Raw genomic sequence first — 23,322 nt, forward strand, 5'->3', positions numbered from 1 at the left:
ATTTCCTGCCAACTTAATCAATGATTTCCCCAGTTTTTTTTAGCATCCGCACTTTCTTCCCTTCTTCATTGAAGGTATAGGAGATACGAGAAGCCACTTTTTCTTTGGTGGAATAGAGCATTACATTTGAGCTATGGATGGGCGCTTCAAAGGTCTTGATTTGTCCCGATTCTCCTTCTTGTCTTGGTTTAACGTGCTTAGTTCTAATATTCACGTTTTGAACCACGACTTTACTGATTTTCGGGAGCGCTGCCAACACTTCTCCAACTTTGCCCTTATCCTTGCCCGCAATCACTTGCACGGTATCGCCTTTTTTGACATGCATGTTCAAGGCAAGCGATTTCTGTTTGGATTTAGCCATTACAGAACCTCCGGTGCTAGGGATACGATTTTCGTGTAATTCTTATCTCGTAATTCACGAGCAACTGGGCCAAATACACGGGTTCCCCTGGGATTGCCATCTTTGTTAATAATGACGGCAGCATTATCATCAAAGCGAATACTCATGCCACTTTCCCGGCGTAATCCTTTTTTGGTTCTCACAATGACAGCGCGAACCACATCGGATTTTTTGATTGCCATATTGGGGTTAGCATCTTTGACTACGGCAATGATTTCATCGCCGATGGAACCATAGCGCCGGTTGCCACCGAGAACCCGAATACACATGAGCTTACGAGCGCCACTGTTATCGGCTACATTGAGATAGGATTCTTGTTGAATCATAGGTTTATTCCTGGATCAGAAAGGGAATCAACGCTCTGAAATATTGGGTGACTAACGAGACTCAAGGATCTCAGTGACGACCCAACGTTTGGTTTTGCTCAGGGGGCGAGTTTCTTTAATCAAGACGCGATCGCCTTCTTTACATTGGTTGTCTTCGTCGTGGGCTTTATAATGCTTAGTCTTGACCACGGTTTTACCGTATTTGGGGTGAGCGCTGCGATTTTCAATCGCCACGACCACGGTCTTTTGCATTTTGTCACTAATAACTGTGCCCACTCGTTCTTTGACGGCCATAGATGATGACTCCTATTTGTCCTCTACAGTTGTCTGACTCTCTTGAGTTTGAGCCAGTTGTCTCTGCCTCTCAATCATCAAGAGTTGGGACTGGCGGTGTTTAAGGTGTTTGAACTGATGAGGTTTAATATTTCCCTGGCCGGTCGCTTGCTTGAGCCGCAACTGAAACAATTCTCGTTTAACGGCTACAATTTGCTCCCCCAGTTCCTCATCGGTAAGGTTTCTTACCTCGTCAATTTTAGGTAATGGCATCTTTTCTAACCCTGGGAATCACGCACCAAAAATTTAGTCTTGATCGGAAATTTATGGGAAGCCAGACGCATGGCTTCACGAGCGGTAGCTTCTGGCACACCAGCAATCTCATAAATAATCCGTCCGGGTTTAACCACAGCTACCCAATATTCTGGGTTGCCTTTCCCGGAACCCATCCGGGTTTCGGCTGGGCGCATGGTTACCGGTTTGTCAGGGAAAATCCGAATCCAAATTTTCCCCCCCCGCCGGATATACCGGGTCATGGCTCGACGGCCGGATTCAATTTGGCGGGCAGTAATCCAATGAGGTTCTAGGGCCTGGAGGGCAAAGTCTCCAAAGTTAATGACATTCCCACGGGAAGCCAACCCTTGCATTCGACCTCGGTGTTGTTTGCGAAATTTTGTTCTTCTTGGACTTAACATGACCAGAACTCAATTCAATAATGGGTCAACAACAACGATTAGTTCTCGTTGGAGCGGTCTTCAAACTGGGGCCGACGACGATTTCCTCGACGACGGTTGGGGTTTGGCCCAGGTGGGGGAGTTTCTTCTTGTCCGGGAATAATTTCACCTTTGAAGACCCAAACCTTAATACCCAAGATTCCGTAAATGGTTTGAGCAGTGCGGTAAGCGTAGTCAATATCAGCCCGGAGGGTATGCAGGGGAACTCGTCCTTCTCTTGTCCATTCTGTACGGGCAATTTCTGCACCATTGAGACGGCCGCTGACTTGGATTTTGATTCCTTGAATACCTGCCCGTTGGGCCCGTTGGATGGCTTGGCGCACGACTCGGCGGAAGGATACCCGACGTTCGAGCTGTTGAGCGATATATTCCGCCAGCAGCCCCGCATCCGCATCTACACGAGTCACTTCCACGACGTTAATGCGAATTTGACGATTGCTATCGCCAATTTCTTTTTGCAAGCTAGTCCGTAGAGACTCAATCCCTTGACCCCCTCGACCGACGACGACACCGGGCCGGGCGGTATGGATTTCTAGGTCAATTTGATCGGCTTTGCGCTCGATGCGGACGGTGGAAATCCCGGCATTATTGAGTTGTTTTTCTACATATTTACGAATCTTAAAGTCTTCTTGTAAGATTCCTGGGTAGTGTTTGGCATCCGCGAACCACCGAGAACGGTGTTCTTGAGTGATTCCTAGCCGAAACCCAGTTGGGTGTATTTTTTGTCCCACAGAGTTAATCCTCTCGATCGATCAACGGTTGAGCTAACTGTTTGCCGCTTCTGGGGCAACAGCTACTGTAATATGACAGGTGGGTTTACGAATTTGATAAGCCCGTCCTTGGGCCCGAGGGCGAAAGCGTTTGAGAACTGGGCCAGCGTCAGCAACGGCTGTGCTAATCACTAGGCTTCTAGGGTCTAATCCTTGGTTATGTTCAGCATTCGCCACAGCCGAGCGCAACACCTTTAAGACGGGTTGACAGGCACGGTAGGGCATGAATTCAAGGATGATTAGTGCATCCCGATAGGTTTTTCCCCGAATTTGGTCTAATACTCGACGGACTTTATGGGGAGACATGCGGATGTACCGTGCGATCGCACGAGTTTCTACAGAAGTATCGATTGCCATCGTTTTTCTTTCATCCTGAGTCAATAAGGGGGAAACCGATGATTCCTAGGAGGAATATTCATTATCGGCGAGCTTTTTTGTCGCTCTTTGCATGGCCTCGATAGGTTCGAGTGGGGGCAAATTCTCCTAATTTATGTCCGACCATTTGTTCCGTTACAAATACGGGAACATGCTGGCGGCCATTGTGAACAGCAATCGTATGGCCAATCATCTGAGGGACAATAGTAGAGGCTCTCGACCAAGTTTTGATGACTTGTTTTTCGCCTTTATCATTGAGTTTTTCAACTTTAGTTAACAGATGGTCGGCAACAAACGGGCCTTTTTTTAACGAACGAGCCATAAGACTTTGAAGGTTATGTAATCAGGGTGGTCAATCAAAAGATTAAAAACAAAAATTTTTAATTTTTAATTGATTAGGCTTGACGACCTCCGCGACCGCGTTTGGAAGTCCGACGACGACGGCGCACGATCAGGCGATCGCTGGCTTTATGTTTCTTGCGTGTTTTTGCACCCAAGGCGGGTTTACCCCAGGGGGTTACCGGGCCGCTGCGACCAATGGGAGCGCGTCCTTCACCACCACCATGGGGGTGATCGACGGGGTTCATAACGCTGCCTCGAACTTCAGGTCGGCGACCTTTCCAGCGCGTCCGTCCGGCTTTACCCAAGCTGATGTTACGGGCTTCCACATTGCCCACTTGGCCAATGGTGGCGTAACATTCTCGACGAACCATCCGCACTTCGGTGGAGGGTAAACGCAGGCTCACATAGTCCCCTTCTTTGGCGACCACTTGGGCAGTGGCTCCGGCTGCGCGTACAATTTGTCCCCCTTTTCCAGGAACGAGTTCGACGTTGTGAACACTGGTTCCCAAGGGCATGTTACCCAAGGGCATACAGTTTCCCACTTCGATGGGAACGGTTTCACCGGAGATAATGGTTGTGCCTACGGCTAATCCTTTGGGATGAAGGATATAGCGTTTTTCACCATCGCTGTAAAACAGCAGGGCTAGGCGAGCGTTGCGGTTGGGGTCGTACTCGATCGCCGCGACTTTAGCTGGAATGTTAAATTTATTCCGACGAAAATCTACGAGACGATAGAGTCGTTTATGACCGCCTCCCCGATGGCGACAGGTGATCACCCCTCGGTTATTCCGTCCTTTGACCCGATGGTTTTTCTGGATCAGGGATTTTTCTGGGCGATCTTTAGTGATCTCCGCAAAATCGGAAACGCTCTTCTGACGGGTACTTGAGGTATAGGGTTTGTAGGATCGAATGCCCATAACGGTTCATCAATTACACTTCTGGGAACAAGGTGATCTGGTCGCCAGGGGATAGGGTGACTATGGCTCTTTTATATTGAGTTTTGTATCCCGTGAAGCGACCAACACGCCGTTTTTTGCGCGGGGCGCGATAGGTGTTGACTTGGGTGACTTTGACCTCAAATAGGCTTTCGATCGCCGCTTTGATTTGGGGTTTGGTCGCCTGGGGTAGCACTTCAAAGACGTATTTGTTGTCTTCTAAGAGTCGGGTTCCTTTTTCGGTGACGATCGGACGGCGAATCAGGTCAGGTAGGGCGCGGTTGGCTTCAATGGTTCTATTGCTCACCATAGACCTCCTGAATTTTTTCGAGAGCGGAACCGGTAGCTATGATTTTGTCTGCATTGAGGATGTCGTAGACGTTGAGTTGTTCGGCGAGAATTAGGCGCAGTCTGGGGACATTACGGGCAGATAAATATAGGTTTTCATGGCGTTCGGGGATAATGAGCAGCACTTTGTCTTCTGCTGTGGCTCCCCAACGGGCGATCGCCTCTAACAGTTCTTTGGTTTTCGGCCGAGGTAAGTTATCGCCGAATTCTTCGATCACGATCAAGTCATTGGTGCGCCCCATTAAGGCGGTGGTTAAGGCCAAGCGCCGCTCTTTGCGGTTCATCTTGGTTTCGTAACTTCTCGGTTTGGGGCCGAAGATCACCCCACCTCCCCGCCACAGGGGAGAACGGATGGAACCTGCTCTAGCGCGACCGGTTCCCTTTTGCCGCCAAGGTTTGCGTCCGCCCCCTCTGACTTCGGCACGGGTTTTGCTACAGGCGGTTCCTTGGCGGGCATTATTGAGTTGACGCACGAGGGCGCGGTGGACAATGTGAGGGGCCGTTTCTTCTTTGGCGACCTTGAGTTCAAGGTCGGCCATGCCGATCTCTGACCCTTGCCAGTCTTTCCTTACGCAACTAACCATAGTTTCGATCTTTCCTTTTCTACTTGCTTTGATCCTTATAGATAGAGTCGCTCTCTTTCTTTATGGATCAGCCGCCTACTTGATTAGCTGGAGCGATACTCAGGAGCGTTCCGGGTTTGCCAGGGACTGAACCTTTTATCAGCAGTAAGTTGCGATCGGCATCTACCCGCACAACGGTTAGTTTGCGAATGGTGATTTGGGCATTACCTTTGCGTCCTGCCATTCTTTTTCCTGGATAAACTCTTCCAGGGGTGGTTCCTGCTCCTGTCGATCCAGGAAGGCGGTGGTTTTTTGAACCGTGGGACATGGGCCCCCGACGGAAGTTATGACGCTTTTGATAACCGGTGAACCCACGACCGATACTGTTCCCGACTACATCGACCAACTGGCCTTCTGTGAAAAAGTCGGCTTTGAGTTCTTGACCGAGTTCATAGCTACTGACGGTATCGCTGCGATATTCTCGCAGATGCCGCAGTCCTGTTTCTCCTGCCACAGCGCCCGATTTTTCTAAGTGCCCGATTTCTGGGCGGTTTAACCGCCGTTTCGGTACGGCATCATAGCCCAGTTGGAGGGCGCTATAGCCATCGGTTTCTGGGGTTTTGATTTGGGTTACGGTGCATGGCCCAGCTTGCACGACGGTGACCGGAATGGCAATTCCTTCTTCCATGTCGAAGATTTGGGTCATGCCGAGTTTGGTTCCGAGAATACCTACAGACACAGGTTGGGTAGTCTCCTTTTTCTTTACAGACAACGATTTACCCTATCCCAGAGGACAGGACTGAATCTATAATTTTCCCTAACTGTTACTCAGACAAATACCGGTCTCACTTCAACAGCAAGACTCAGGCAGTTGGCTGAATTATTTAGATTCGTATTAAGGGGGTTAGCCTTAAGACTTTAGACAACCGGGTTTTGCATGACCGGTTCTCGTTTATAGCGCCTGGACTTAAGCGGGTTAAGGCTCAGTATCCGTATGGAGACTGGAGTCTCCCCTAGGGTAACCCATTAGAAATGAGGAACCTTGTTTTTGGCGACAATATACCAATATAGGGCATCTGGCAGGGTTTGTCTAGAGGGAGGAGATATTTTTTTGGGGCGGGGGGCGATCGCCCCCCAGGAGGAGCAATACAGGAAAAATGGCGAACTCACGTTAAAATAAACCAGGATTAAATCAGGTCAGGTGAGAGTATGGCACTAATTATCACGGGTAAGAAGCTCATTCGAGACTTAGAGAGCGAAGGCGCACTAGGCATGTATGTACCCCTAGAAGGGGGAGAGGAAGGCCGCTATATCCGCCGTGTACGAGCAGCCGGGTATACAGCCCTTTCCTTAGATGCACGGGGCTTCGGCGATTTATCCGCTTATTTAATGGGAGTGCATGGGGTACGCCCTGCCCATCTGGGTAAAAAGAGCAGTGGTAAAAAAGCGGCTGTGGGTGATGTCTATTTTATTCCACCGATTATTCAAACCCAACTCGCTCAACTGCCTCCCAAGTCAAAAGGGTTACTGTTGTGGATTATCGAAGGTCATATTCTATCGTCAGAAGAACTCGGTTATCTAGCAAGCTTACCCAGTTTAGAGCCTAGGGTGAAAGTGATTGTAGAATTAGGAGGCGATCGCGATGTTCGTTGGCTCTCCCTGAAACAAGCCCTTTTTGGTTCCTAACAACATCCACTCATAACCCTATATCAAGGAGATCGCATCGATGGCAGAAGAGATTCTCAGAAACCGCGACTATACTCTGATTATCGACAAAAGTAATAGTATGTCGCTGCAAGATCAGCCTGAAGGTAAAAGTCGGTGGCAAGCGGCCCAAGAATCTACATTTAAGGTAGCCCAATTCTGTGAAAAACTCGATCCAGATGGGATTACGGTATATTTGTTTGCTGCTAACTTCCGCCGCTATGATAATGTCACAGCTAGTAAGGTAGAGCAAATCTTCCAAGAAAATACGCCTTCTGGAATCACTAAGTTCGATCAAGTGCTTGAACATGCTCTGAATAATTATTTTGAGCGCAAAAGTGCCGGTCAAGCGAAAGAAAACGGGGAAACGTTTTTGGTGATTACGGATGGTATTGATGGGGAAGAAGAAAAGAAAGGAGCGATCGCCTTAATTCGAGATGCATCGACTAAAATCGATCGCGATGAAGAGTTGGCGATTTCATTTATCCAAGTGGGTAAAGATCCCAAAGTCACAGAGTTTCTCAAGGCTTTAGATGACCGGATGGGTGAAGTCGGTGCAAAATTCGACATCGTGGATACTGTGATCATGGAGGAAATGGAGTCAATGACGCTGACGGATGTGTTGATGAATGCTATCTATGATTAGGGCGATCGGGAATCATTTAAATTCCTAGAGCATTGGGGAGGTTAGGCACAGCATGAGTTCTATTGATGATTTCTTGAATGAGTTGAAAGCTCAACATCAGCAGAAACAGTCTGGAGATTGCCAACCTCCCCCTGCCGATTTTTCCCCTCAGCAGAGTCAAGAGGATGAATTTATGGATGATTTGCTGGCAGATCTGAAGTCTGAACTTAGGGCTGGTGGGAATGCCCAGAAATCAGAATCCGATTTAGAACAGATTCGGCAACGTTATGAACAGCCAAAAGATCCCCCCAAGGTTGAGTCCCAAAATTCAGAGTTGGACTTAGAAGCTATTCGTCAACGCCATCAGAAACAGAAGGATGTTCCAGTGGCTAAGTCTCAAGATTCAGATTTAGACTTAGAATCTATTCGTCAACGCTACAAGTCCCGAAAACCAGGGAGTTCTGCTCAGTCGAGTGATGCGGAACCGGATTTAGAGCAGGTACGGTTAAGGGCGATGCAAATGCGATCGCAACGGGAAGCGGCAAAAGCTTCGGCTGCTCAGACTGACGATCTCTTAGATAATATGCGCGATCGCTACATCCAACATCGTGCCATTGAACGCCAAAAACGAGAAGCCGCAGAACGAGAGGAAAAAATTCGCCTCCAGCAGAGGGAAGCCCTCAAACCCCGTGCTAGAGAGTGGTTGGCACGGCTCGATCCCTATTCAGATGAGGGGTTCTGGTTTGACAGCTTTGCTCAAGGATATGGCGATCGCCTAGAAGCTGCCCTAGATTATTTACAAGCTCTGGAAAATACATCCCGGTAGGCAGATGGGGGATCTGCAATTGCCCCTTACTTGTATTATATTGTGTTTCTGTTATACTACAAATGATCGCACATTAACTCTAGATCTCAATTTCAACCGATTGAGATCTAGACTGGATTCTATTGTGAGAGTAAACCTCCCCATTTTGGCCACAAGGCCTTATCTTAAAAGGGTGACTCAACTGTACCCTGCCCTAAACTCAATCAGGGATCATCACTGGTTCAAGCTTATCTGCGGGGCCAGCTACCAACATATCCCTGCCATCCGTAATCTGACGTTGGCTTACACCCTAGCCGGAGCCGACTGTATCGATGTGGCAGCCGATCCTGCTGTTATTGCCGTGGCTCAAGAGGCTGTTTCTGTTGCTCGTAGCCTCAAAACCGAAACCTGGCAACGCCAACTCGGTCAACCGGGAAAAGACCACGATCCCCTAATCATGGCCAGCCTTAACGATGGAGAAGATCCCCATTTCCGCAAAGCTGAATTTGACCCATCCTCTTGCCCTTCAGACTGCCCTCGTCCCTGTGAAGCCGTTTGTCCTGCACAGGCCATTCAACTCGCCATTCATCCTGAAATCGGCGTAATTGACCAACGTTGCTATGGTTGTGGCCGGTGTGTACCCATTTGTCCTTACAACCGGATTGTGACTCGCTCCTATATTTCCACGCCTCAAACCCTTGTGCCTGAACTCATTGAACAAGGCATTGATGCGCTAGAAATTCATACCCAGACCTCCCATTATACAGACTTCAAACGTCTTTGGCAAGCTATTAAACCCCACGCAGCATCCCTGCGGTTAATCGCCATTAGCTGTCCAGACGGCGATCGCCTCATCGACTATCTATGGTCTCTCCATGAACTGGTTCAACCCCTGTCCTGTCCTGTAATTTGGCAACTCGATGGTCGCCCCATGAGTGGTGACATTAGCTCCGGAAGCACCCATCGCACCATCAAACTTGCCCAAAAAGTTATTGAGTCAGGCTTTCCAGGAGCCTTACAACTGGCGGGTGGAACCAATGACTATACCGTTCCCAAGCTCAGAAGCTTAGGACTCTTGGGAACAAAAGAGACCCAAAAGCTTGGATCGAACTCATACCCAGGGAACGATCCAAAATCCCCCATTATAGGTGTTGCCTATGGTAGCTATGCTCGCGTCCTCCTTTCTCCCATATTGGAACCCTTGGAACCATCCGAAACGCCAACGGATCAAATTTTCCAGGGATTGGCCTATCTCCATCTAGAAGACCATCCTAACCTTCTCTGGGCAGGAGTCCAGTTAGCCCATACCCTCGTCTCCCAACTCAAACCCCTGCCCCCCTAAGCCAATCCTATTCCCCTATCAAATTCCATATTATGAACGCTTTTGAACTGCCTCAGATCCCTGAATTATCAAACGCTCAAATTTCTAAACAACCCTCGAAGGATATGGCCGACGACTTAAAACAATTACTCGACATTTTACCGGAAACGATTCGCCAACCTTTAGAAAGCCATGAAAACTGTGGTCAACTGATTGAAATTGTCCTAGATTTGGGTCGTCTCCCAGAAGCTCGATTTCCCAAACAAGTGGCTGAATATATTACCGATACCCCTGTAACCCGTGAAGATATTCAATGCTGTTTAGACCGAGTGGGTCACTTTGGTGGCGACAACCGGGCCGGAATCGAACAAACCTTACATCGAATCAGTGCCATTCGCAACCGTACCGGAGAGATTATTGGCTTGACCCTGCGGGTAGGGCGAGCTGTATTTGGAACCATTGGCATGATTCGCGATTTAGTCGAGCGCGGACAATCGATTTTGATGCTCGGTCGTCCTGGTGTCGGTAAAACCACCGCTTTGCGAGAAATTGCTAGGGTATTGGCCGATGAACTCCATAAGCGCGTCGTGATCATCGATACTTCTAATGAAATTGCTGGGGATGGTGATATCCCCCATCCTGCCATTGGTCGCGCTCGGCGGATGCAAGTCGCTCGTCCCGAACTTCAGCATCAAGTGATGATTGAAGCTGTGGAAAACCATATGCCCGAAGTGATTGTGATTGATGAAATTGGGACAGAACTGGAGGCCTTAGCTGCTCGCACGATTGCCGAACGAGGCGTGATGTTAGTGGGAACCGCTCACGGGAATCAACTGGAAAACTTGATTAAAAATCCCACCCTTTCCGATTTAGTCGGGGGCATTCAGGCGGTTACCCTAGGGGATGATGAAGCTCGGCGACGGGGGTCACAAAAAACCGTTTTAGAGCGTAAATCTCCGCCTACTTTCGAGATTGCTATTGAAATGCAAGAGCGTCAACGGTGGATTGTCCATGAACAGGTGGATGAGATGATCGATGGACTCTTGCGGGGGCGACAACCTACTCCCCAAGTGCGTACCGTCAATGAGCAAGGTGAGGTTGTGATTACCCATGAAACTACTGAGAATGGGTTAGCCATTCAACGGCCCATGGGTCGCCGCTCTGGGCATAATGGCAAGTCTAATCCCCTTATTCCCATCCCTTTATCTAATAGTGGAGCAGGAGAAGGTCAGGGTTGGTCAAAGGCCCAGGGAGTTAAGGGTTGGCGCAGTCAGGGTCATATGTTTCCGGTTTCTAATGACACTAAGTATGCTCCCTTTCCCCAGGCTGTTATTCCAGAGCAAGAGTCTTTTCACCAAATGTTGGAAGATTCCTTAAGTCATGCTGGAGGAGCAGAACGACCGACAGGGCCAAATGGAGAGGATTGGCCTTTGCATATCTATCCCTATGGTATTAGTCGCCATCAATTGGAGCAGGTCATTCGCACGCTAAATTTGCCCGTTTTGCTCACCAAGGATATTGATGGTGCGGATGCAGTGTTGGCGCTGCGATCGCATCTGAAAACCCAAGGTAAACTCAAGCAAATGGCCAGATCTCGCCATCTTCCGGTACATGCGCTCAAGTCCAACACGGTTCCCCAAATGATTCGTACCCTGCAACGACTGCTGGATCTTGATACTTCCCATGTGAATGAGGCGGTGGATCTCAATTTATTTGCTCGTAGCGGTGCAGAAGATGAGTTAGAAGCTCTTGAAGAGGCTCGTTTGGCTGTAGAGCAAATCGTGATTCCCAAGGGACAACCCGTTGAATTGCTACCTCGCTCTGGAAAAGTCCGCAAGATGCAGCATGAGTTAGTGGAGCATTATCGGCTCAAATCTGATAGTTTCGGTGAAGAACCGAATCGCCGCCTGCGGATTTATCCGGCTTGAGCTTAATCAACAGCTTTGCTCTGTCATAGCTCAAAACTTTGTACACCAGTAGGGGTGAAAAATTTTTCGCCCCTACTTGACTGAATAAGCTAACTTATGATAGGTTAGTAAATCGGTAGGTAATTAACCTACTTCCCATCAGTTTCATCTGGAGAGATGGCCGAGTGGTTGAAGGCGCAGCACTGGAAATGCTGTTTAGTGGTAACGCTAACGAGGGTTCGAATCCCTCTCTCTCCGTTTCTCTTGACCTCTAAGGGTTTCAAGATTTAATAGATTTAATCCATTTTGCCAGTCAAGCGGGGTCTAGCACCGTGGTGGATAAGGGTTGAATAAATGAAACCCCACCACAGATTGGGAAGGGACACTCAAGGGCTACTCTGATGGCCCCAACCTATTCCTTGACCCTCATTTTCAGGGGTGCTATCGTGTTTGTGTGAAATCTGTACGAGCGCAAGGCATCTGATCGGATGCTATTGGCGAGATGCCTTATAGCTCTTGAACTCTATTGAATGGGCGGTACTGGACTCGAACCAGTGACATCCTGCTTGTAAGGCAGGCGCTCTACCAACTGAGCTAACCGCCCCCATTTGACTCACAAGATATCATTGTAGCAAACTGAATGAGATAACGCAAGCTTTTTTTTCAATTAATTTTTATGCCCTCTGGCGCTACCCACGATCGCATTACCCTTTGGACACTCCCCCTAGTCACTGGAGGGGCTTTAGGGATTACTCGCAGCAGTGAGTTAACCCTGTTGATCGCGGGGGGATTTCTGTTTGGGGGTTTGATGCTCAGTCCGGATCTAGATTTGCGATCTCGTCCCTTTCAGCGTTGGGGATGGTTTCGCTGGCTGTGGATACCCTATCAAAAGAGCTTGCATCATCGCTCGTTTCTCTCCCATGGCTTGATTATTGGTACAGTTGTTCGGGCGATCTATTTGCTCTTATGGATCGCGGTGTTAGGATCGATCGTAGCAGCGATCGCCATTCAATTTTCTGTGGTAGCTTGGGGTTGGACTGAGTTGGGGCAATGGCTTGGGACTACGCTCAAAGAGCATCGCTGGTCTGGATTAGCCCTATTTGTGGGGCTAGAATTAGGTTCCATTAGCCATATCTTAGGGGATCATATCGGTTCTACTTACAAACGGTATCAAAAATATGGCTGGTCAGCCCTATGGCAAAAACACTCCCCCCGTAAACCTGCCCCTCGTCGTCGTGGGACTGCTGGCAAACCCACGAGAAGAAAGAGGAGTAAGTAAGTCATATCAAATCCGGTTAATGGGAAAAGAAAAGCAGACTTCTTGCCTGCACTCCTCCAATTGTTTGATATTACTGGAGTGGGAGCATCTTGCTCTCTGGATTTTTAATTAGAGTCCCTATCTGAATAAAAGACTTACCCCGTTTATCGTTTATGGTAGTTAGGAGTGGCTATTCCCTATTCCCTATTCCTATTCCCTAAATATGAGTCATTCTGAACCCTCGATCGCCTCTAGCTTAGAAGCCATGCAACGGCTGATTGAAGTGATTGCCCAGTTGAGATCGCCCTCTGGGGGTTGTCCTTGGGACTTGGCACAAACGCCCCCATCCCTGATTCCCCATATCATTGAAGAAGCCTATGAAACGGTAGATGCTATTCGTGGAGGGGATCAAAAGGCGATCGCCGAAGAATTGGGGGATTTACTTATGCAAGTGGTTTTGCAAGCCCAAATTGCCCAAGAAAATGGAGATTTTAGCCTCAAAGAAGTTGCTGATGGTATTAGTGAGAAACTGATCCGTCGCCATCCCCATGTCTTTGCCGATGTGAATGTGGAAAGCGTAGAAGAAGTCAAACAAAACTGGGAAGAGATCAAAGCAGCAGAAAAAGGTGAAGCGCCCAACCTTTTGAGTAAATTGGAGCGATACGCGGCTACTTTGCCCCCCCTCACGGCTGGCATGAAAATCTCTGAAAAAGCGGCGGAGGCTGGCTTTGAATGGGATGATATGGAAGGGGTATGGGGCAAATTTGAGGAAGAGTTGGCAGAGTTTAAACAGGCTGTCGAATATGAAGATAAAGCCGCTCAACAAGGGGAACTCGGAGATGTTTTATTTACCCTGATTAATGTGGCTCGCTGGCTCAAGTTAGATCCGTCGGAAGCTTTGCATGATACCCATCGCAAGTTCCTGAACCGCTTAAAAATTGTCGATCGAATGAGCGATCGCCCCCTATCGGAATATACCTTAGAAGAACTCGATCAACTTTGGCAAAAAGCCAAGGATCAACTCAAAACTACTGGCTAATGGCTATTCTGAAGCAGAAAGAGGGGTTTTTATTAACTGCTCGAATACTCCATAGCGATCGCGCACATCTTGAGTATCATTGATTGCCCAATCTTGCCATTCTACCCAAGCATGGGCGGCAAATTCTCCCTGCTTCTGCTGTACTCCAATGCGGAGTTGGCTCTCAATTCCCTGGTGACGTAACAAACTCCAGAGAACAAGGGACTGCTGTAAACATTTTGCCCAAGGCTGGCAATACTTAGCCGCGAGTCGTACAGCTTGATTCACTTGTAGCACGCGATAGGGTAAATTTTCCTCAGTTTCCACATTTTCTCGTAACGGGAACAATTGGGATAAAAAAGCTCGAGTAGACTTAAACCCCCACCATTTCAGCGAGAGAGTCACCACCGGTAACCAGAATAGAGTCTGCAAGACTTGCGATTTTACCAAGCCATCTAGACTCCAGAAACTGGATAATTTCCGCATCCCTAACTTCAACCCATTCATCTTTCTAACACCTAGAACAGAGCCTACAACGATGGCGATCGCATCTAGAATATCTTGTATCCGTACTCGCCATGATGATGTCATAGTGGTGTAACGCTCTCAGCTAAATGCGTATACTTTTTTATCATCTATAACCGGGCAACTGCGATCGCCTCTTAATCCCTGACGATTCTCCCATTATAGGCAAACCCGATACAATCAAGAAACTCATTACTCCATTACCCGCCTTGTTATGAGTCAAACTCCCTTAAGCTTAAGTGCGATCGCCATTCGTCGGCATATTGGAACCCTAATGTTAACCATAGCTGTTATGGTTGTTGGGTTCTTCGCCCTCAGCCAGCTTCCGGTTGACCTTCTCCCCGCCATCACCTATCCCCGGATTGGGGTGCGCGTTGATACTCCGGGACTAGCTCCGCAAGTGGCCATAGACGAAGTAACTCGCCCTCTAGAAGAGGGACTTTCTGCCACTGAAGGCGTAGTACAAGTATTTTCAGAAACCCGCGAAGGTCGAGTTTCCCTCAATCTCTATTTTGAACCCGGTAGCGATATTGACCAAGCGCTCAATGATGCCACAGCCACCTTAAACCGCACGATTAACCAACTGCCGGACGATCTGGAACCACCGCGCATCTTTAAGTTTGACCCATCTCAACTACCAGTGTATGAATTTGCCCTCACTTCACCGCGATTGCAAGGGGTGGATTTACGGGTGTTTGGCGATCAGGAGTTGGCGCGGGAGCTGACGGTAGTCCCTGGTGTCGCTTCTGTGGATGTGTCGGGAGGACTGCAAGAGGAAGTGCAGGTGAATCTGGACTTGAAACGGATGACCAGTTTAGGCATAACGATTAACGATGTGTTGGATAATTTACGCGATCGCAACTTAGACAGCTCTGGAGGACGACTCAGAAACATCCCCACGGAAAGCCTCACCCGTACCATCGGTCGCTTTGAAAATGCCGAAGATATCCTCGATCTCTCCTTTGACTTAGAGGGTTCCCTTTCCTCTCGCCAAGTCTATTTACGGGACTTTGCCCAAGTGATTGATGGCACAGAACGGCAGCAGGTCTTAGTCTCCCTCAATGGTATGCCAGCCGTTAAAGTGAGCATTCAAAAACAGCCGGAAGCCAACACAATACAAGTGGTTGATGCGGTTAAAGCCAGGATTGAGGAGATGCGCTCTGGGGGCATTATTCCCGATGATATGATTCTTACGCCGACCTTAGATGAATCCCGGTTTATTCGCCAATCGATTCGCAATGTGGCGATCTCCGGATTAACCGGATCGGGTCTAGCGGCGATCGCCGTTTTGCTCTTCCTCGGTTCCCTGCGGCAAACCCTAATCGTCGTCCTCGCTATTCCCCTGGCAACCCTCACAGCCATGATCCTCATGTTCGCCTTTGGTCTCTCCCTCAATGTCTTTAGTTTGGGAGGACTGGCTTTAGGGGTGGGAATTGTGGTCGATAACTCGATTGTGATGCTGGAAAATATGGTGACCCAACATCAGGCTCTTCGACTCCGCTCAGAGACCAGCACTCGACTGCACTCAGAGCGTCCCTTGAGCGGAGTCGAAGGGGACATAGATCCCCCCATTTCCCCCTATCTAGAAGCGCAAAAAGCCGCCAGTCAACTCGAATCTGCCCTCTTAGCCTCTACTTCCACTAACCTAGTTGCCGTCTTACCCTTTGTGCTAATTGGTGGCTTCTTCTCCCTGCTCTTCAATGAACTCATCCTCACCATCAGCTTTTCCGTGGCTGCATCCCTGATTGTGGCCTTAACTGTCGTTCCCATGCTCACCTCCCGATTATTGCGCGTGCGGCACTCTAGCGGGTTAGATAGGGTGGGGCCCTTACGTTGGTTTAACCAGCAGTTCCTGCTGATTACAGGGGGCTATGGAAGGATTTTAAGAGGGGTGATTCGGCTGCGAATTGTGGCGATCGCCTTGGCGGTGCTGATTCTCGGTTATGGTAGTATTCGCCTCGCTTCAGAAATTCCCCAGGAACTGCTCCCCCAAATTAACACCGGTCAAGCCCAATTATTTGCCCAGTTTCCGCCGGGAACGAACCTAGAAACCAACCAGAAAGTGATGAAAGCGGTGGATCAAATTTTGATCGATCAACCGGAAACTGAATATGCCTTTACCACCACGGGTGGATTTTTGTTCGCCAACCTCACCATTGAAAATTTGCTGCGATCGAGTAGTAATATTACTCTGAAACCGGGGAGCAATATCGAGGCGTTTATCGCCAATGTGCAACGTCAACTCGACGATCTCAATTTGGTGAATATTCGTCTGCGCTTATTTCCCGACGCGGTGCGCGGTTTAATCTTAAATAATTCCCCTGTTCAGGGCGATATTGACTTAGCCATTTCTGCGGCCCTTGGCCCCGATGGTATTGAAGATCCAGAAATCCTCAATCAAGCGGGTCGCCAAGTCCTGAAAGCTTTGGATGAAAAGGTAACCCTAGCCCTATTTCGACCGGATGCTGACCCTTCCCAACTGGAGGTGCAAATCCGTCCTGATTGGGAAAGAATGGCGGATTTTGGGGTGACGGCACAAGAGTTAGGGGAAACATTAGAAACGGCCATATCGGGAACGATTCCCACGAAGCTGCAACGGGGGAATCGGTTGGTGGATATCCGGGTACAGTTGGATCGACAGGCTCTCCAGAGTGTGGATGAGCTGCGACAAATGCCTTTATTTTCACAAAACAGTGGTTCGACTACACTCACCAACCCCCGCCCCATTCGTCTACAAGATATAGCTCGTTTGGAGAAGGGAACCGCGCCAGCAGAGATTCAGCGCATTAATGGGCGATCGATTTTTTTAATTACAGGGAGTTTGAATCAGGGGGCGAGTTTAAGTGAGGCTCTCGCGCAAGTGGAAGCGGCCTTAGAGAACCTGGAGTTACCCCCAGGGGCGCGGGTTTTGCCTTCGGTGGCGGCTGAGTCGAATCAACAACTGCAAGAGGCGATCGCCGTTTTAGGGGGTTTAGCCGCATTCCTGGTGTTTGTGGTGATGGCAGTTCAGTATAATTCTTTAATCGATCCTTTAGTGATTATGCTTACGGTTCCTCTGGCTCTGGCGGGGGGCATTTTAGGATTGTATCTTACGGAAACGGCGATCGGGGCCACGGTGTTAGTCGGTGGTGTTTTATTGGTGGGCATTGTCGTTAATAATGCTATTCTTATGGTGGAATTGGCGAATCAAATCCGCACTGAATCCGGGCTAGATTATCGCAGCGCTATTTTAAGAGCAGCCCCCCAACGATTGCGCCCCATTTTAATGACCACTATTACCACCGTTTTAGGCTTATTTCCCTTGGCTGTCGGTTCAGGAGAAGGGGGAGAATTTTTGCAACCTTTGGGTGTAGTGGTCTTTTCGGGTTTATCTTTGGCAACTCTGTTAACTTTATTTATGATTCCTTGTTTCTATGTGCTGCTCCATGAAGACATTGGCGAAAAACTGTTGAGATTGCCGAAAAAGTAGATGACAGCGCTTGGTGCGGTAATGGGTCATGGGAAAACCGTTTTACCCATTACCGGCACATCAGCACTATATGTTTTTGTAGATCACAGCTCCGTCATGGTTACGGTTTTCAACATTAACCAGTCCGTGCTTGGCCAAGCGATTGAGGATTTCTCTAACTTCTTCTATGTCGGCTCCAGTTTCCATGACACAATCGCTGAGGGTTGCACCTCGGTATTCTTTGCAAATTTTGAGGATGCGTTGTTGAAGCTTGCGGCTGGGCAGTCCCGGTTTGCTACCGTTGAAGCGGCGATCGAAATCTTCATCGGAGGTTAACAGAAGACCTATAAAGTCAAAAATAGAGAGGAAAGCTGGAATAAAAGTCCAGCAGAAGACAAGGTAGAGAACTGCAAGAAAAGTTTGGCCGAGGTAAAACTTGTGGACACCGAACCAGCCAAAAAAGAAGGCAAGGAGAATAGCAAGAATTTTGTTACGCATAAAAAATTGCAACCCTATGCTTACTGTTATAAGTTAACACATAATTCCTACCAAAAAGGGAAGATTACGCAGACGACTTAGATAAAGAGATCCCTCTATATTCCTAGAAAAATAAGCCGATCAATAGCCTTCCCTCTAAAGTTTGTCTAAGGAGAATACTTTAAGGATTTACACCAAATATTAAGTAATGCGTGATCAGTAATGAGTAAGGACTCATCTCATTCCCCATCTGCCCATACCCCTGTACTCGATTACCGTTTTGCGTTAGACTTAGAAAAAGATGTAAAGATTTATGTCTGTAAGGGTTTCCCTCTGCAATAAGTAGATCTCACTACCTATTGCTCATGGATTTAGAGACTTACACTGAATATGGCTCTAAAGTGAAACCCCAACTCAACCATTGAGAATACCTACTTGGAGAAAAAAGACACCATGGGATACGAACAACCCGCATTACCTTATGCAAAGGATGCTCTAGCGCCCCATATCTCAGCCAATACGCTGGAATTTCATTATGGAAAGCACCATGCGGCTTATGTCAACAAGTATAATGAGTTGACCGCCGGTACAGAATATGCAAGCAAATCCATTGAAGAGGCGATTAAAGCGACGGCTGGCGATCCATCGAAAGCTGGTATTTTCAATAATGCAGCTCAAGCTTGGAATCATTCCTTCTACTGGAATTGTATGAAACCCGGTGGTGGTGGTGCGCCGACTGGTGCTTTGGCTGATAAGATTAATGCAGATTTTGGCAGTTTTGACAAGTTTAAGGAAGAGTTTAAAACGGCTGGTGGAACCCAATTTGGTAGCGGTTGGGCTTGGCTGGTACTCGACAATGGTACTTTGAAAGTGACCAAAACTCCGAATGCTGAAAATCCCATGACTCAAGGACAAATTCCTCTGTTAACCATGGATGTTTGGGAACATGCTTATTATCTGGACTTTCAAAACCGTCGTCCTGATTACATGACGACTTTCTTAGATAGTCTGGTGAATTGGGATTTTGTGGCTGAAAATTTAGCTAAAGCTTAATCGATCAAAAATGCCGGTGGTAGGGGTGTTTCATGTTCAATGAAATGCCCCTACACTATTTAATTAGAATACCAATGATAGCCATAAACTGACAATAATTAATATCTTACCTTATAGCCATTGAGATTGGCGGCTCAAACAGTCCACTGCCTCGGACATTTCGACTTGTTCAAATTGGGTATAAAACCGACTCACACTTAAAAAGGGGTCAGGGGTGGCTAAAATAATCATGCGATCGCACAAAGCCCCTAACTGTTGCTCTAAGCCAACGGGGGCAACGGGGGTGGCCACCCAAACTTGGGCAGGACAACGGGCACGAGCGGCTAAAATGGCGACTGCCATGGTCATACCGGTGGCAATCCCATCATCGACTAAAAGGGCGATCGCCCCTTGTGGCTCAACTCTAGGGCAGTAGGGGGCTAAGGTGGCTAACTGTTCTTGGGCCCGTTGCTGGGCAACCGCTTGACGACTTTGCCATTTGCTCTGTGAAAATTGTTCCTGGGAGAGGGCAGACCAAACCACCTGGCCACAGGCAGTGACTGCACCTAGGGCCAATTCTTGGTTTTGGGCGCTAGTGATTTTTTTAGCAACAATGACATCTAAGGGACAGCGAAGAGCCTGAGCAATCGGTTGGGCTACCGGTAGTCCTCCCCTAGGAAGAGCATAAACAATTACCCTCCCTGACTGAGTAAGATTCCCTTGCCACTGTTCAATTTCGGGTTTAAGGGCGATCGCCAATTGTTCGCCTGCATATTGGCGATCGCCGAGCGGTAGGATGATGTTGCTCATCTGCATAAATTGCCTAACTGCAACTAGCCATGATCGTAAACCATCCAACTCGTTTAGGGAGTATGGAAGATTGGCATAAACTTCAATGATCGATTACTCTATTATCCATAATCTCAAAACTAACTGTCTCACCTTGATTCATTGTAGTGGTAAATTATTAGTCATTCATGGTAGCCGAGACCCTCGCACTCATCAGGGACTTCTAGACTTGGCCCAAAAGGTGCGTAGCTGTTTAGAGCGGCAACAGAGTTTTACCGATCTAGTAGAAACAGCAACTCTAGAATTGGGAGAATATACGTTATCCGAACAAATCCAACACTTTGGCGATCGCCTCTTGCGTCAAAATATCACTCATCTGCAAATCATTCCCCTGTTTCTACTGCCGGGAATGCATGTGATGGAAGACATTCCAGCTCAAGTCCAGGAAGCACAAAACACAATCGGTGAAGATCTGCATATAGAAATCTGTCCCTATTTAGGCAGCCATCCCCAACTGCACAGCCGATTAGCAGAGGAAATGAACAGCAGCGATCGAGAAGTTTGGATCATCATAGCCCATGGGAGCCGCCGGCCCGGTGGCAATCAACCCGTAGAAACCCTTGCCCATCAATGGGGGATGCTGGATGCTTATTGGTTAGTCATGCCATCCTTAGATTGGAGAATCGACCAATTAATGGATTTAGGATATCGTCGGATTGGGGTATTGCCCTATTTCCTCTTTCCCGGCTATATTACCGATACGATCGCCAAAACCCTAGCTACTAAACAAGCGGCTTATCCTCAATTGGAGTATACCCTGCTCCCTCCCCTAAATCACAATCTCCATTTAGTGCAAATGGTACTGGATTTAACAGTCTCTTCAAAAGCTTCCACTTTAATCTAAAGTCTACATCACTGATCTCAATCTCTATGACCTCTTCCTCCTCTCCCGTCGGTAAAGTCTATCTTGTCGGTGCTGGGCCTGGCGATCCAGGATTAATGACTCTCAAAGGAAAAGATCTGCTTCAGATGGCTGATGTGGTGGTCTATGATGCCTTGGTGAGTCCTCCCATTTTGAAGATGATTAACCCAAAGGCGAAAAAAATCCATGGGGGAAAACGACGGGGAAGACATTCTCTAGAACAGAATGAGATTACCCAAACTTTAATTGAGGAAGCTCAAACTCAGGCGATTGTGGTGCGTCTGAAGGGGGGCGATCCTTTTATCTTTGGGCGCGGTGGGGAAGAAATGGGGGATCTGATGGCTGCGGGAATTCCGGTGGAAGTTGTGCCGGGGATTACTTCTGGCATTGCGGCCCCAGCCTATGCAGGTATTCCCTTAACCCATCGAGGCTATAGTTCTTCAGTAACTTTTGTGACAGGTCATGAGTCCGTGGGGAAATATCGGCCGCAAGTGAATTGGCAGGCGATCGCCCAAGGTTCAGAAACGATTGTGATTTACATGGGTATTCATAATTTATCCCAGATTATTCCCCAACTGCTCGAAGCCCAGTTATCCCCCCAAACGCCCCTCGCTCTGATCCGTTGGGGAACCTGTCCGGAGCAAGAAACCCTAATCGCGACGTTGGAGACGGCGATCGAGAAAGTGGAAGCAACGGGATTTACTGCACCGGCGATCGCCGTTATTGGTAATGTGGTTAATTTAGCCGATCGAAGATGAGTTAGCGATCGCTCAAAGATACTGCTCTGAATGTTATTGATCCTTTTGAAGGGTAGAAATAACGACTTCTTGATTCATGATTTGAGGAGCAACAGAATCGATTTTCAAAGGATTTGATACCATCTTCACATGCTATACTATGCTCCATCCCCTGCGATGAGAAACCCTGACCCATGACCATCGCCCAATCATCAGAACTCAAAAATCTCAGTCTTCCTGACCATAACCAACTGCCTGACTCCGATGGTACTTTCGTGAAAAACTTTCAGGAGCATCCCCAAAGTATTTTACTGACAGATTCTATTCAATCGACACTCGATCGCCTGCACCCCGACCGACAGTATGCCATTGGTCAAGATTGTGGCATTTATTGGAGACTAACGGAACCGCCAGAAAAAGGGGCGGAATGTCCAGACTGGTTTTATGTTCCTAATGTGCCCCCCACTCTGGAGGATAAAGCGAGGCGTTCCTATGTGTTATGGCAGGAATTTATTCCTCCTTTGATTGCGATCGAATTTGTCTCAGGAGATGGTACAGAAGAACGGGATACTACGCCCCTATCGAAAGTGCGGAAAAAGGGTGAAAAACCGGGTAAATTTTGGGTATACGAACAAATTATTCGTCCGGCGTTTTATGGGATCTATGAAGTGGAGAAAAAGAGTGTAGAGGTTTATCATTTAATCGAAAATCATTATGAGTTAGTGGTGAAAAATGAACGAGGTCATTATCCAATTCAACCCATGGGTGTAGAGTTAGGAATTTGGCAAGGACGATATGGAAATCTAGACTTGCCTTGGCTGCGATGGTGGGATAGTGAGGGGAATTTGCTGTTAACCGGAGATGAACGAGCCAGAATTGAACAGCAGCGAGCGGAAACTGAGCGCCAACGAGCGGAAACTGAGCGCCAGCGAGCGGAAACTGAGTGCCAGCGAGCGGAAAGGGCTGAATTGGAGTTGGAGCAGGAACGCCAACGGGCGGAACGACTGGCTGAATTGCTTAGATCTCAAGGAATTAACCCAGAGGAGTTGTAAAATAGAGGCGATCGCGATGGTTTGTACATGGGGATAGCTGAGAATTTTGCGATCGCAAGTGACTAAACTGCTCTAGCTCTGGTGACAGGTCAAGGGTTAATATCATAGGTTTTCCCGTTCTAAAGATGGTTTCAATACTGGATTTTAGGGGAGCTAATTTAGTTTGAATAATATCCCAAATAATTTCATAATCGACTGAAAAATAGGTGTGAACAATAATATTACGGAGTCCAATTATTTTCTGCCAATCAATTGAAGTGTATCGGTTTCGGATGTCTTCAGGGATACTTTTAGTTGCTTCACCAATAATTTGTAGATTGTGGAGAACTGCATCAACGGATTCGCTAATTTGGGATTTGAGGGAGCGTCGAGTGACGAGATCGACAGATTTTTGAAATAAATCTTCGAGAAAAAATTTCAAATCCATATAACCATCGAATGTGGCTGGCCCTTGGAATTCTACCAGAAAATCTAGATCGCTATCGGGTCTGGCTTGGTTACGAGCAGCAGAACCAAACAAAGCTAGGGATTTTACACCGAGGTTATTTAAGGTGTTGAGGTGGTTTTGAAGGGTGGAAATAACGACTTCTTGATTGATGATTTGAGGAGCAACAGAATCGATTTTCATAAGATTAC

The 23,322-nt window shown here is 47.9% G+C and carries 28 protein-coding genes and 2 tRNA genes; 13 read left to right on the forward strand and 17 right to left on the reverse strand.

What is annotated here, in order from left to right; all coding sequences use genetic code 11:
* Positions 1-13: 13 nt before the first annotated feature.
* The 12 genes from rplX to rplC form a co-directional block, all read right to left on the reverse strand.
* Complete coding sequence (gene rplX / locus AC3FZD_RS10125) at positions 14-361, reverse strand: 50S ribosomal protein L24 (RefSeq protein WP_488740007.1); 348 nt, start codon at positions 359-361, stop codon at positions 14-16.
* Entirely contained in the window at positions 361-726 is a 366-nt protein-coding gene (gene rplN / locus AC3FZD_RS10130; protein WP_488740008.1) for a 50S ribosomal protein L14, read from the reverse strand. Before rplN ends, rplX begins: the two co-directional genes overlap by 1 nt.
* A 51-nt stretch (positions 727-777) precedes the next feature.
* Positions 778-1,020, reverse strand: a complete 243-nt coding sequence (rpsQ, locus tag AC3FZD_RS10135; RefSeq protein ID WP_488740009.1) for a 30S ribosomal protein S17 — start codon at positions 1,018-1,020, stop codon at positions 778-780.
* 12 nt (positions 1,021-1,032) lie between these two features.
* A complete protein-coding gene (gene rpmC / locus AC3FZD_RS10140; RefSeq protein ID WP_488740010.1) occupies positions 1,033-1,272 on the reverse strand; it encodes a 50S ribosomal protein L29 in 240 nt (79 codons plus the stop codon).
* Between the two features lie 5 nt (positions 1,273-1,277).
* Positions 1,278-1,694, reverse strand: a complete 417-nt coding sequence (gene rplP / locus AC3FZD_RS10145; protein WP_283755982.1) for a 50S ribosomal protein L16 — start codon at positions 1,692-1,694, stop codon at positions 1,278-1,280.
* 38 nt (positions 1,695-1,732) lie between these two features.
* Complete coding sequence (rpsC, locus tag AC3FZD_RS10150) at positions 1,733-2,464, reverse strand: 30S ribosomal protein S3 (RefSeq protein WP_488740011.1); 732 nt, start codon at positions 2,462-2,464, stop codon at positions 1,733-1,735.
* A 33-nt stretch (positions 2,465-2,497) separates the two neighbouring features.
* Positions 2,498-2,860 (reverse strand): 50S ribosomal protein L22, encoded by a 363-nt coding sequence (gene rplV / locus AC3FZD_RS10155; RefSeq protein ID WP_488740012.1) that lies wholly within the window; start codon positions 2,858-2,860, stop codon positions 2,498-2,500.
* 61 nt (positions 2,861-2,921) lie between these two features.
* Positions 2,922-3,200, reverse strand: a complete 279-nt coding sequence (gene rpsS / locus AC3FZD_RS10160; protein WP_283755985.1) for a 30S ribosomal protein S19 — start codon at positions 3,198-3,200, stop codon at positions 2,922-2,924.
* Between the two features lie 73 nt (positions 3,201-3,273).
* A complete protein-coding gene (gene rplB / locus AC3FZD_RS10165; RefSeq protein ID WP_488740013.1) occupies positions 3,274-4,137 on the reverse strand; it encodes a 50S ribosomal protein L2 in 864 nt (287 codons plus the stop codon).
* A 13-nt stretch (positions 4,138-4,150) separates the two neighbouring features.
* Positions 4,151-4,465 carry a 50S ribosomal protein L23 gene (locus tag AC3FZD_RS10170; protein ID WP_488740014.1) on the reverse strand — a complete coding sequence of 105 codons (315 nt, stop codon included), beginning with the start codon at positions 4,463-4,465 and terminating at the stop codon, positions 4,151-4,153.
* Positions 4,452-5,087 carry a 50S ribosomal protein L4 gene (gene rplD / locus AC3FZD_RS10175; protein WP_488740015.1) on the reverse strand — a complete coding sequence of 212 codons (636 nt, stop codon included), beginning with the start codon at positions 5,085-5,087 and terminating at the stop codon, positions 4,452-4,454. Before rplD ends, AC3FZD_RS10170 begins: the two co-directional genes overlap by 14 nt.
* Before the next feature lie 67 nt (positions 5,088-5,154).
* Positions 5,155-5,805, reverse strand: a complete 651-nt coding sequence (rplC, locus tag AC3FZD_RS10180; RefSeq protein ID WP_488740016.1) for a 50S ribosomal protein L3 — start codon at positions 5,803-5,805, stop codon at positions 5,155-5,157.
* A gap of 470 nt (positions 5,806-6,275) precedes the next feature.
* Here rplC and ndhN point away from each other — a divergent pair, with 470 nt between their 5' ends.
* From ndhN to AC3FZD_RS10210, 6 genes are all read left to right on the forward strand, one after another.
* A complete protein-coding gene (ndhN, locus tag AC3FZD_RS10185) occupies positions 6,276-6,752 on the forward strand; it encodes an NAD(P)H-quinone oxidoreductase subunit N (protein ID WP_488740017.1) in 477 nt (158 codons plus the stop codon).
* Positions 6,753-6,792: 40 nt separating this feature from the next.
* On the forward strand, positions 6,793-7,416 hold the full coding sequence (locus tag AC3FZD_RS10190; protein WP_488740018.1) for a VWA domain-containing protein: 624 nt from the start codon (positions 6,793-6,795) through the stop codon (positions 7,414-7,416).
* A gap of 52 nt (positions 7,417-7,468) precedes the next feature.
* Positions 7,469-8,221 (forward strand): salt stress protein, Slr1339 family, encoded by a 753-nt coding sequence (locus tag AC3FZD_RS10195; RefSeq protein ID WP_488740019.1) that lies wholly within the window; start codon positions 7,469-7,471, stop codon positions 8,219-8,221.
* A 172-nt stretch (positions 8,222-8,393) separates the two neighbouring features.
* Complete coding sequence (gene ldpA, locus AC3FZD_RS10200) at positions 8,394-9,542, forward strand: circadian clock protein LdpA (protein WP_488740020.1); 1,149 nt, start codon at positions 8,394-8,396, stop codon at positions 9,540-9,542.
* Between the two features lie 104 nt (positions 9,543-9,646).
* Positions 9,647-11,449 (forward strand): R3H domain-containing nucleic acid-binding protein, encoded by a 1,803-nt coding sequence (locus AC3FZD_RS10205; RefSeq protein WP_488740313.1) that lies wholly within the window; start codon positions 9,647-9,649, stop codon positions 11,447-11,449.
* A 150-nt stretch (positions 11,450-11,599) separates the two neighbouring features.
* Positions 11,600-11,686 (forward strand) — tRNA-Ser (locus AC3FZD_RS10210).
* Between the two features lie 273 nt (positions 11,687-11,959).
* On the opposite strand, the gene AC3FZD_RS10215 is transcribed toward AC3FZD_RS10210, so the two are convergent.
* Positions 11,960-12,032: transfer RNA gene (locus AC3FZD_RS10215), tRNA-Val, on the reverse strand.
* A 72-nt stretch (positions 12,033-12,104) separates the two neighbouring features.
* On the opposite strand from AC3FZD_RS10215, the gene AC3FZD_RS10220 reads away from it, so the two are divergent.
* Together AC3FZD_RS10220 and mazG are read left to right on the forward strand one after the other, a co-directional pair.
* Entirely contained in the window at positions 12,105-12,707 is a 603-nt protein-coding gene (locus AC3FZD_RS10220) for a metal-binding protein (RefSeq protein WP_488740021.1), read from the forward strand.
* 202 nt (positions 12,708-12,909) lie between these two features.
* Entirely contained in the window at positions 12,910-13,725 is an 816-nt protein-coding gene (gene mazG, locus AC3FZD_RS10225; protein ID WP_488740022.1) for a nucleoside triphosphate pyrophosphohydrolase, read from the forward strand.
* A 3-nt stretch (positions 13,726-13,728) separates the two neighbouring features.
* Here mazG and AC3FZD_RS10230 read toward each other — a convergent pair whose 3' ends face one another.
* On the reverse strand, positions 13,729-14,295 hold the full coding sequence (locus AC3FZD_RS10230) for a lasso peptide biosynthesis B2 protein (RefSeq protein ID WP_488740023.1): 567 nt from the start codon (positions 14,293-14,295) through the stop codon (positions 13,729-13,731).
* Positions 14,296-14,443: 148 nt separating this feature from the next.
* On the opposite strand from AC3FZD_RS10230, the gene AC3FZD_RS10235 reads away from it, so the two are divergent.
* Positions 14,444-17,698: an efflux RND transporter permease subunit gene (locus AC3FZD_RS10235; RefSeq protein WP_488740024.1), complete on the forward strand. Its 3,255-nt coding sequence runs from the start codon at positions 14,444-14,446 to the stop codon at positions 17,696-17,698.
* A gap of 66 nt (positions 17,699-17,764) precedes the next feature.
* Here the strand turns inward: AC3FZD_RS10235 and AC3FZD_RS10240 are convergent, their stop codons facing one another.
* A complete protein-coding gene (locus AC3FZD_RS10240; RefSeq protein WP_488740025.1) occupies positions 17,765-18,175 on the reverse strand; it encodes an NINE protein in 411 nt (136 codons plus the stop codon).
* A 432-nt stretch (positions 18,176-18,607) separates the two neighbouring features.
* On the opposite strand from AC3FZD_RS10240, the gene AC3FZD_RS10245 reads away from it, so the two are divergent.
* On the forward strand, positions 18,608-19,207 hold the full coding sequence (locus AC3FZD_RS10245; RefSeq protein WP_488740026.1) for a superoxide dismutase: 600 nt from the start codon (positions 18,608-18,610) through the stop codon (positions 19,205-19,207).
* A 111-nt stretch (positions 19,208-19,318) separates the two neighbouring features.
* Here the strand turns inward: AC3FZD_RS10245 and AC3FZD_RS10250 are convergent, their stop codons facing one another.
* On the reverse strand, positions 19,319-19,996 hold the full coding sequence (locus AC3FZD_RS10250) for a phosphoribosyltransferase (protein WP_488740027.1): 678 nt from the start codon (positions 19,994-19,996) through the stop codon (positions 19,319-19,321).
* Between the two features lie 85 nt (positions 19,997-20,081).
* On the opposite strand from AC3FZD_RS10250, the gene AC3FZD_RS10255 reads away from it, so the two are divergent.
* The 3 genes from AC3FZD_RS10255 (at position 20,082) to AC3FZD_RS10265 (ending at position 22,686) form a co-directional block, all read left to right on the forward strand.
* On the forward strand, positions 20,082-20,879 hold the full coding sequence (locus AC3FZD_RS10255; RefSeq protein WP_488740028.1) for a sirohydrochlorin chelatase: 798 nt from the start codon (positions 20,082-20,084) through the stop codon (positions 20,877-20,879).
* Positions 20,880-20,905: 26 nt separating this feature from the next.
* Entirely contained in the window at positions 20,906-21,655 is a 750-nt protein-coding gene (gene cobA, locus AC3FZD_RS10260) for a uroporphyrinogen-III C-methyltransferase (protein WP_488740029.1), read from the forward strand.
* A 173-nt stretch (positions 21,656-21,828) separates the two neighbouring features.
* On the forward strand, positions 21,829-22,686 hold the full coding sequence (locus tag AC3FZD_RS10265) for a Uma2 family endonuclease (RefSeq protein ID WP_488740030.1): 858 nt from the start codon (positions 21,829-21,831) through the stop codon (positions 22,684-22,686).
* On the opposite strand, the gene AC3FZD_RS10270 is transcribed toward AC3FZD_RS10265, so the two are convergent.
* Positions 22,667-23,314 carry a HepT-like ribonuclease domain-containing protein gene (locus AC3FZD_RS10270; protein WP_488740031.1) on the reverse strand — a complete coding sequence of 216 codons (648 nt, stop codon included), beginning with the start codon at positions 23,312-23,314 and terminating at the stop codon, positions 22,667-22,669. The two genes, AC3FZD_RS10265 and AC3FZD_RS10270, sit on opposite strands and share 20 nt — an antisense overlap.
* Positions 23,315-23,322: the final 8 nt, after the last annotated feature.

The sequence above is a fragment of the Roseofilum sp. KMC-1 genome (assembly GCF_057802075.1).

Excerpts from the sequence above, each read along its gene's own strand:
- rplX (WP_488740007.1), bottom strand. The coding sequence starts at position 361 with ATGGCTAAATCCAAACAGAAATCGCTTGCCTTGAACATGCATGTCAAA.
- rplN (WP_488740008.1), bottom strand. The coding sequence starts at position 726 with ATGATTCAACAAGAATCCTATCTCAATGTAGCCGATAACAGTGGCGCT.
- rpsQ (WP_488740009.1), bottom strand. The coding sequence starts at position 1,020 with ATGGCCGTCAAAGAACGAGTGGGCACAGTTATTAGTGACAAAATGCAA.
- rpmC (WP_488740010.1), bottom strand. The coding sequence starts at position 1,272 with ATGCCATTACCTAAAATTGACGAGGTAAGAAACCTTACCGATGAGGAA.
- rplP (WP_283755982.1), bottom strand. The coding sequence starts at position 1,694 with ATGTTAAGTCCAAGAAGAACAAAATTTCGCAAACAACACCGAGGTCGA.
- rplV (WP_488740012.1), bottom strand. The coding sequence starts at position 2,860 with ATGGCAATCGATACTTCTGTAGAAACTCGTGCGATCGCACGGTACATC.
- rpsS (WP_283755985.1), bottom strand. The coding sequence starts at position 3,200 with ATGGCTCGTTCGTTAAAAAAAGGCCCGTTTGTTGCCGACCATCTGTTA.
- rplB (WP_488740013.1), bottom strand. The coding sequence starts at position 4,137 with ATGGGCATTCGATCCTACAAACCCTATACCTCAAGTACCCGTCAGAAG.
- AC3FZD_RS10170 (WP_488740014.1), bottom strand. The coding sequence starts at position 4,465 with ATGGTGAGCAATAGAACCATTGAAGCCAACCGCGCCCTACCTGACCTG.
- rplD (WP_488740015.1), bottom strand. The coding sequence starts at position 5,087 with ATGGTTAGTTGCGTAAGGAAAGACTGGCAAGGGTCAGAGATCGGCATG.
- ndhN (WP_488740017.1), top strand. The coding sequence starts at position 6,276 with ATGGCACTAATTATCACGGGTAAGAAGCTCATTCGAGACTTAGAGAGC.
- AC3FZD_RS10190 (WP_488740018.1), top strand. The coding sequence starts at position 6,793 with ATGGCAGAAGAGATTCTCAGAAACCGCGACTATACTCTGATTATCGAC.
- AC3FZD_RS10195 (WP_488740019.1), top strand. The coding sequence starts at position 7,469 with ATGAGTTCTATTGATGATTTCTTGAATGAGTTGAAAGCTCAACATCAG.
- AC3FZD_RS10205 (WP_488740313.1), top strand. The coding sequence starts at position 9,647 with ATGGCCGACGACTTAAAACAATTACTCGACATTTTACCGGAAACGATT.
- AC3FZD_RS10220 (WP_488740021.1), top strand. The coding sequence starts at position 12,105 with ATGCCCTCTGGCGCTACCCACGATCGCATTACCCTTTGGACACTCCCC.
- mazG (WP_488740022.1), top strand. The coding sequence starts at position 12,910 with ATGAGTCATTCTGAACCCTCGATCGCCTCTAGCTTAGAAGCCATGCAA.
- AC3FZD_RS10230 (WP_488740023.1), bottom strand. The coding sequence starts at position 14,295 with ATGACATCATCATGGCGAGTACGGATACAAGATATTCTAGATGCGATC.
- AC3FZD_RS10235 (WP_488740024.1), top strand. The coding sequence starts at position 14,444 with ATGAGTCAAACTCCCTTAAGCTTAAGTGCGATCGCCATTCGTCGGCAT.
- AC3FZD_RS10240 (WP_488740025.1), bottom strand. The coding sequence starts at position 18,175 with ATGCGTAACAAAATTCTTGCTATTCTCCTTGCCTTCTTTTTTGGCTGG.
- AC3FZD_RS10245 (WP_488740026.1), top strand. The coding sequence starts at position 18,608 with ATGGGATACGAACAACCCGCATTACCTTATGCAAAGGATGCTCTAGCG.
- AC3FZD_RS10250 (WP_488740027.1), bottom strand. The coding sequence starts at position 19,996 with ATGAGCAACATCATCCTACCGCTCGGCGATCGCCAATATGCAGGCGAA.
- AC3FZD_RS10255 (WP_488740028.1), top strand. The coding sequence starts at position 20,082 with ATGATCGATTACTCTATTATCCATAATCTCAAAACTAACTGTCTCACC.
- cobA (WP_488740029.1), top strand. The coding sequence starts at position 20,906 with ATGACCTCTTCCTCCTCTCCCGTCGGTAAAGTCTATCTTGTCGGTGCT.
- AC3FZD_RS10265 (WP_488740030.1), top strand. The coding sequence starts at position 21,829 with ATGACCATCGCCCAATCATCAGAACTCAAAAATCTCAGTCTTCCTGAC.
- AC3FZD_RS10270 (WP_488740031.1), bottom strand. The coding sequence starts at position 23,314 with ATGAAAATCGATTCTGTTGCTCCTCAAATCATCAATCAAGAAGTCGTT.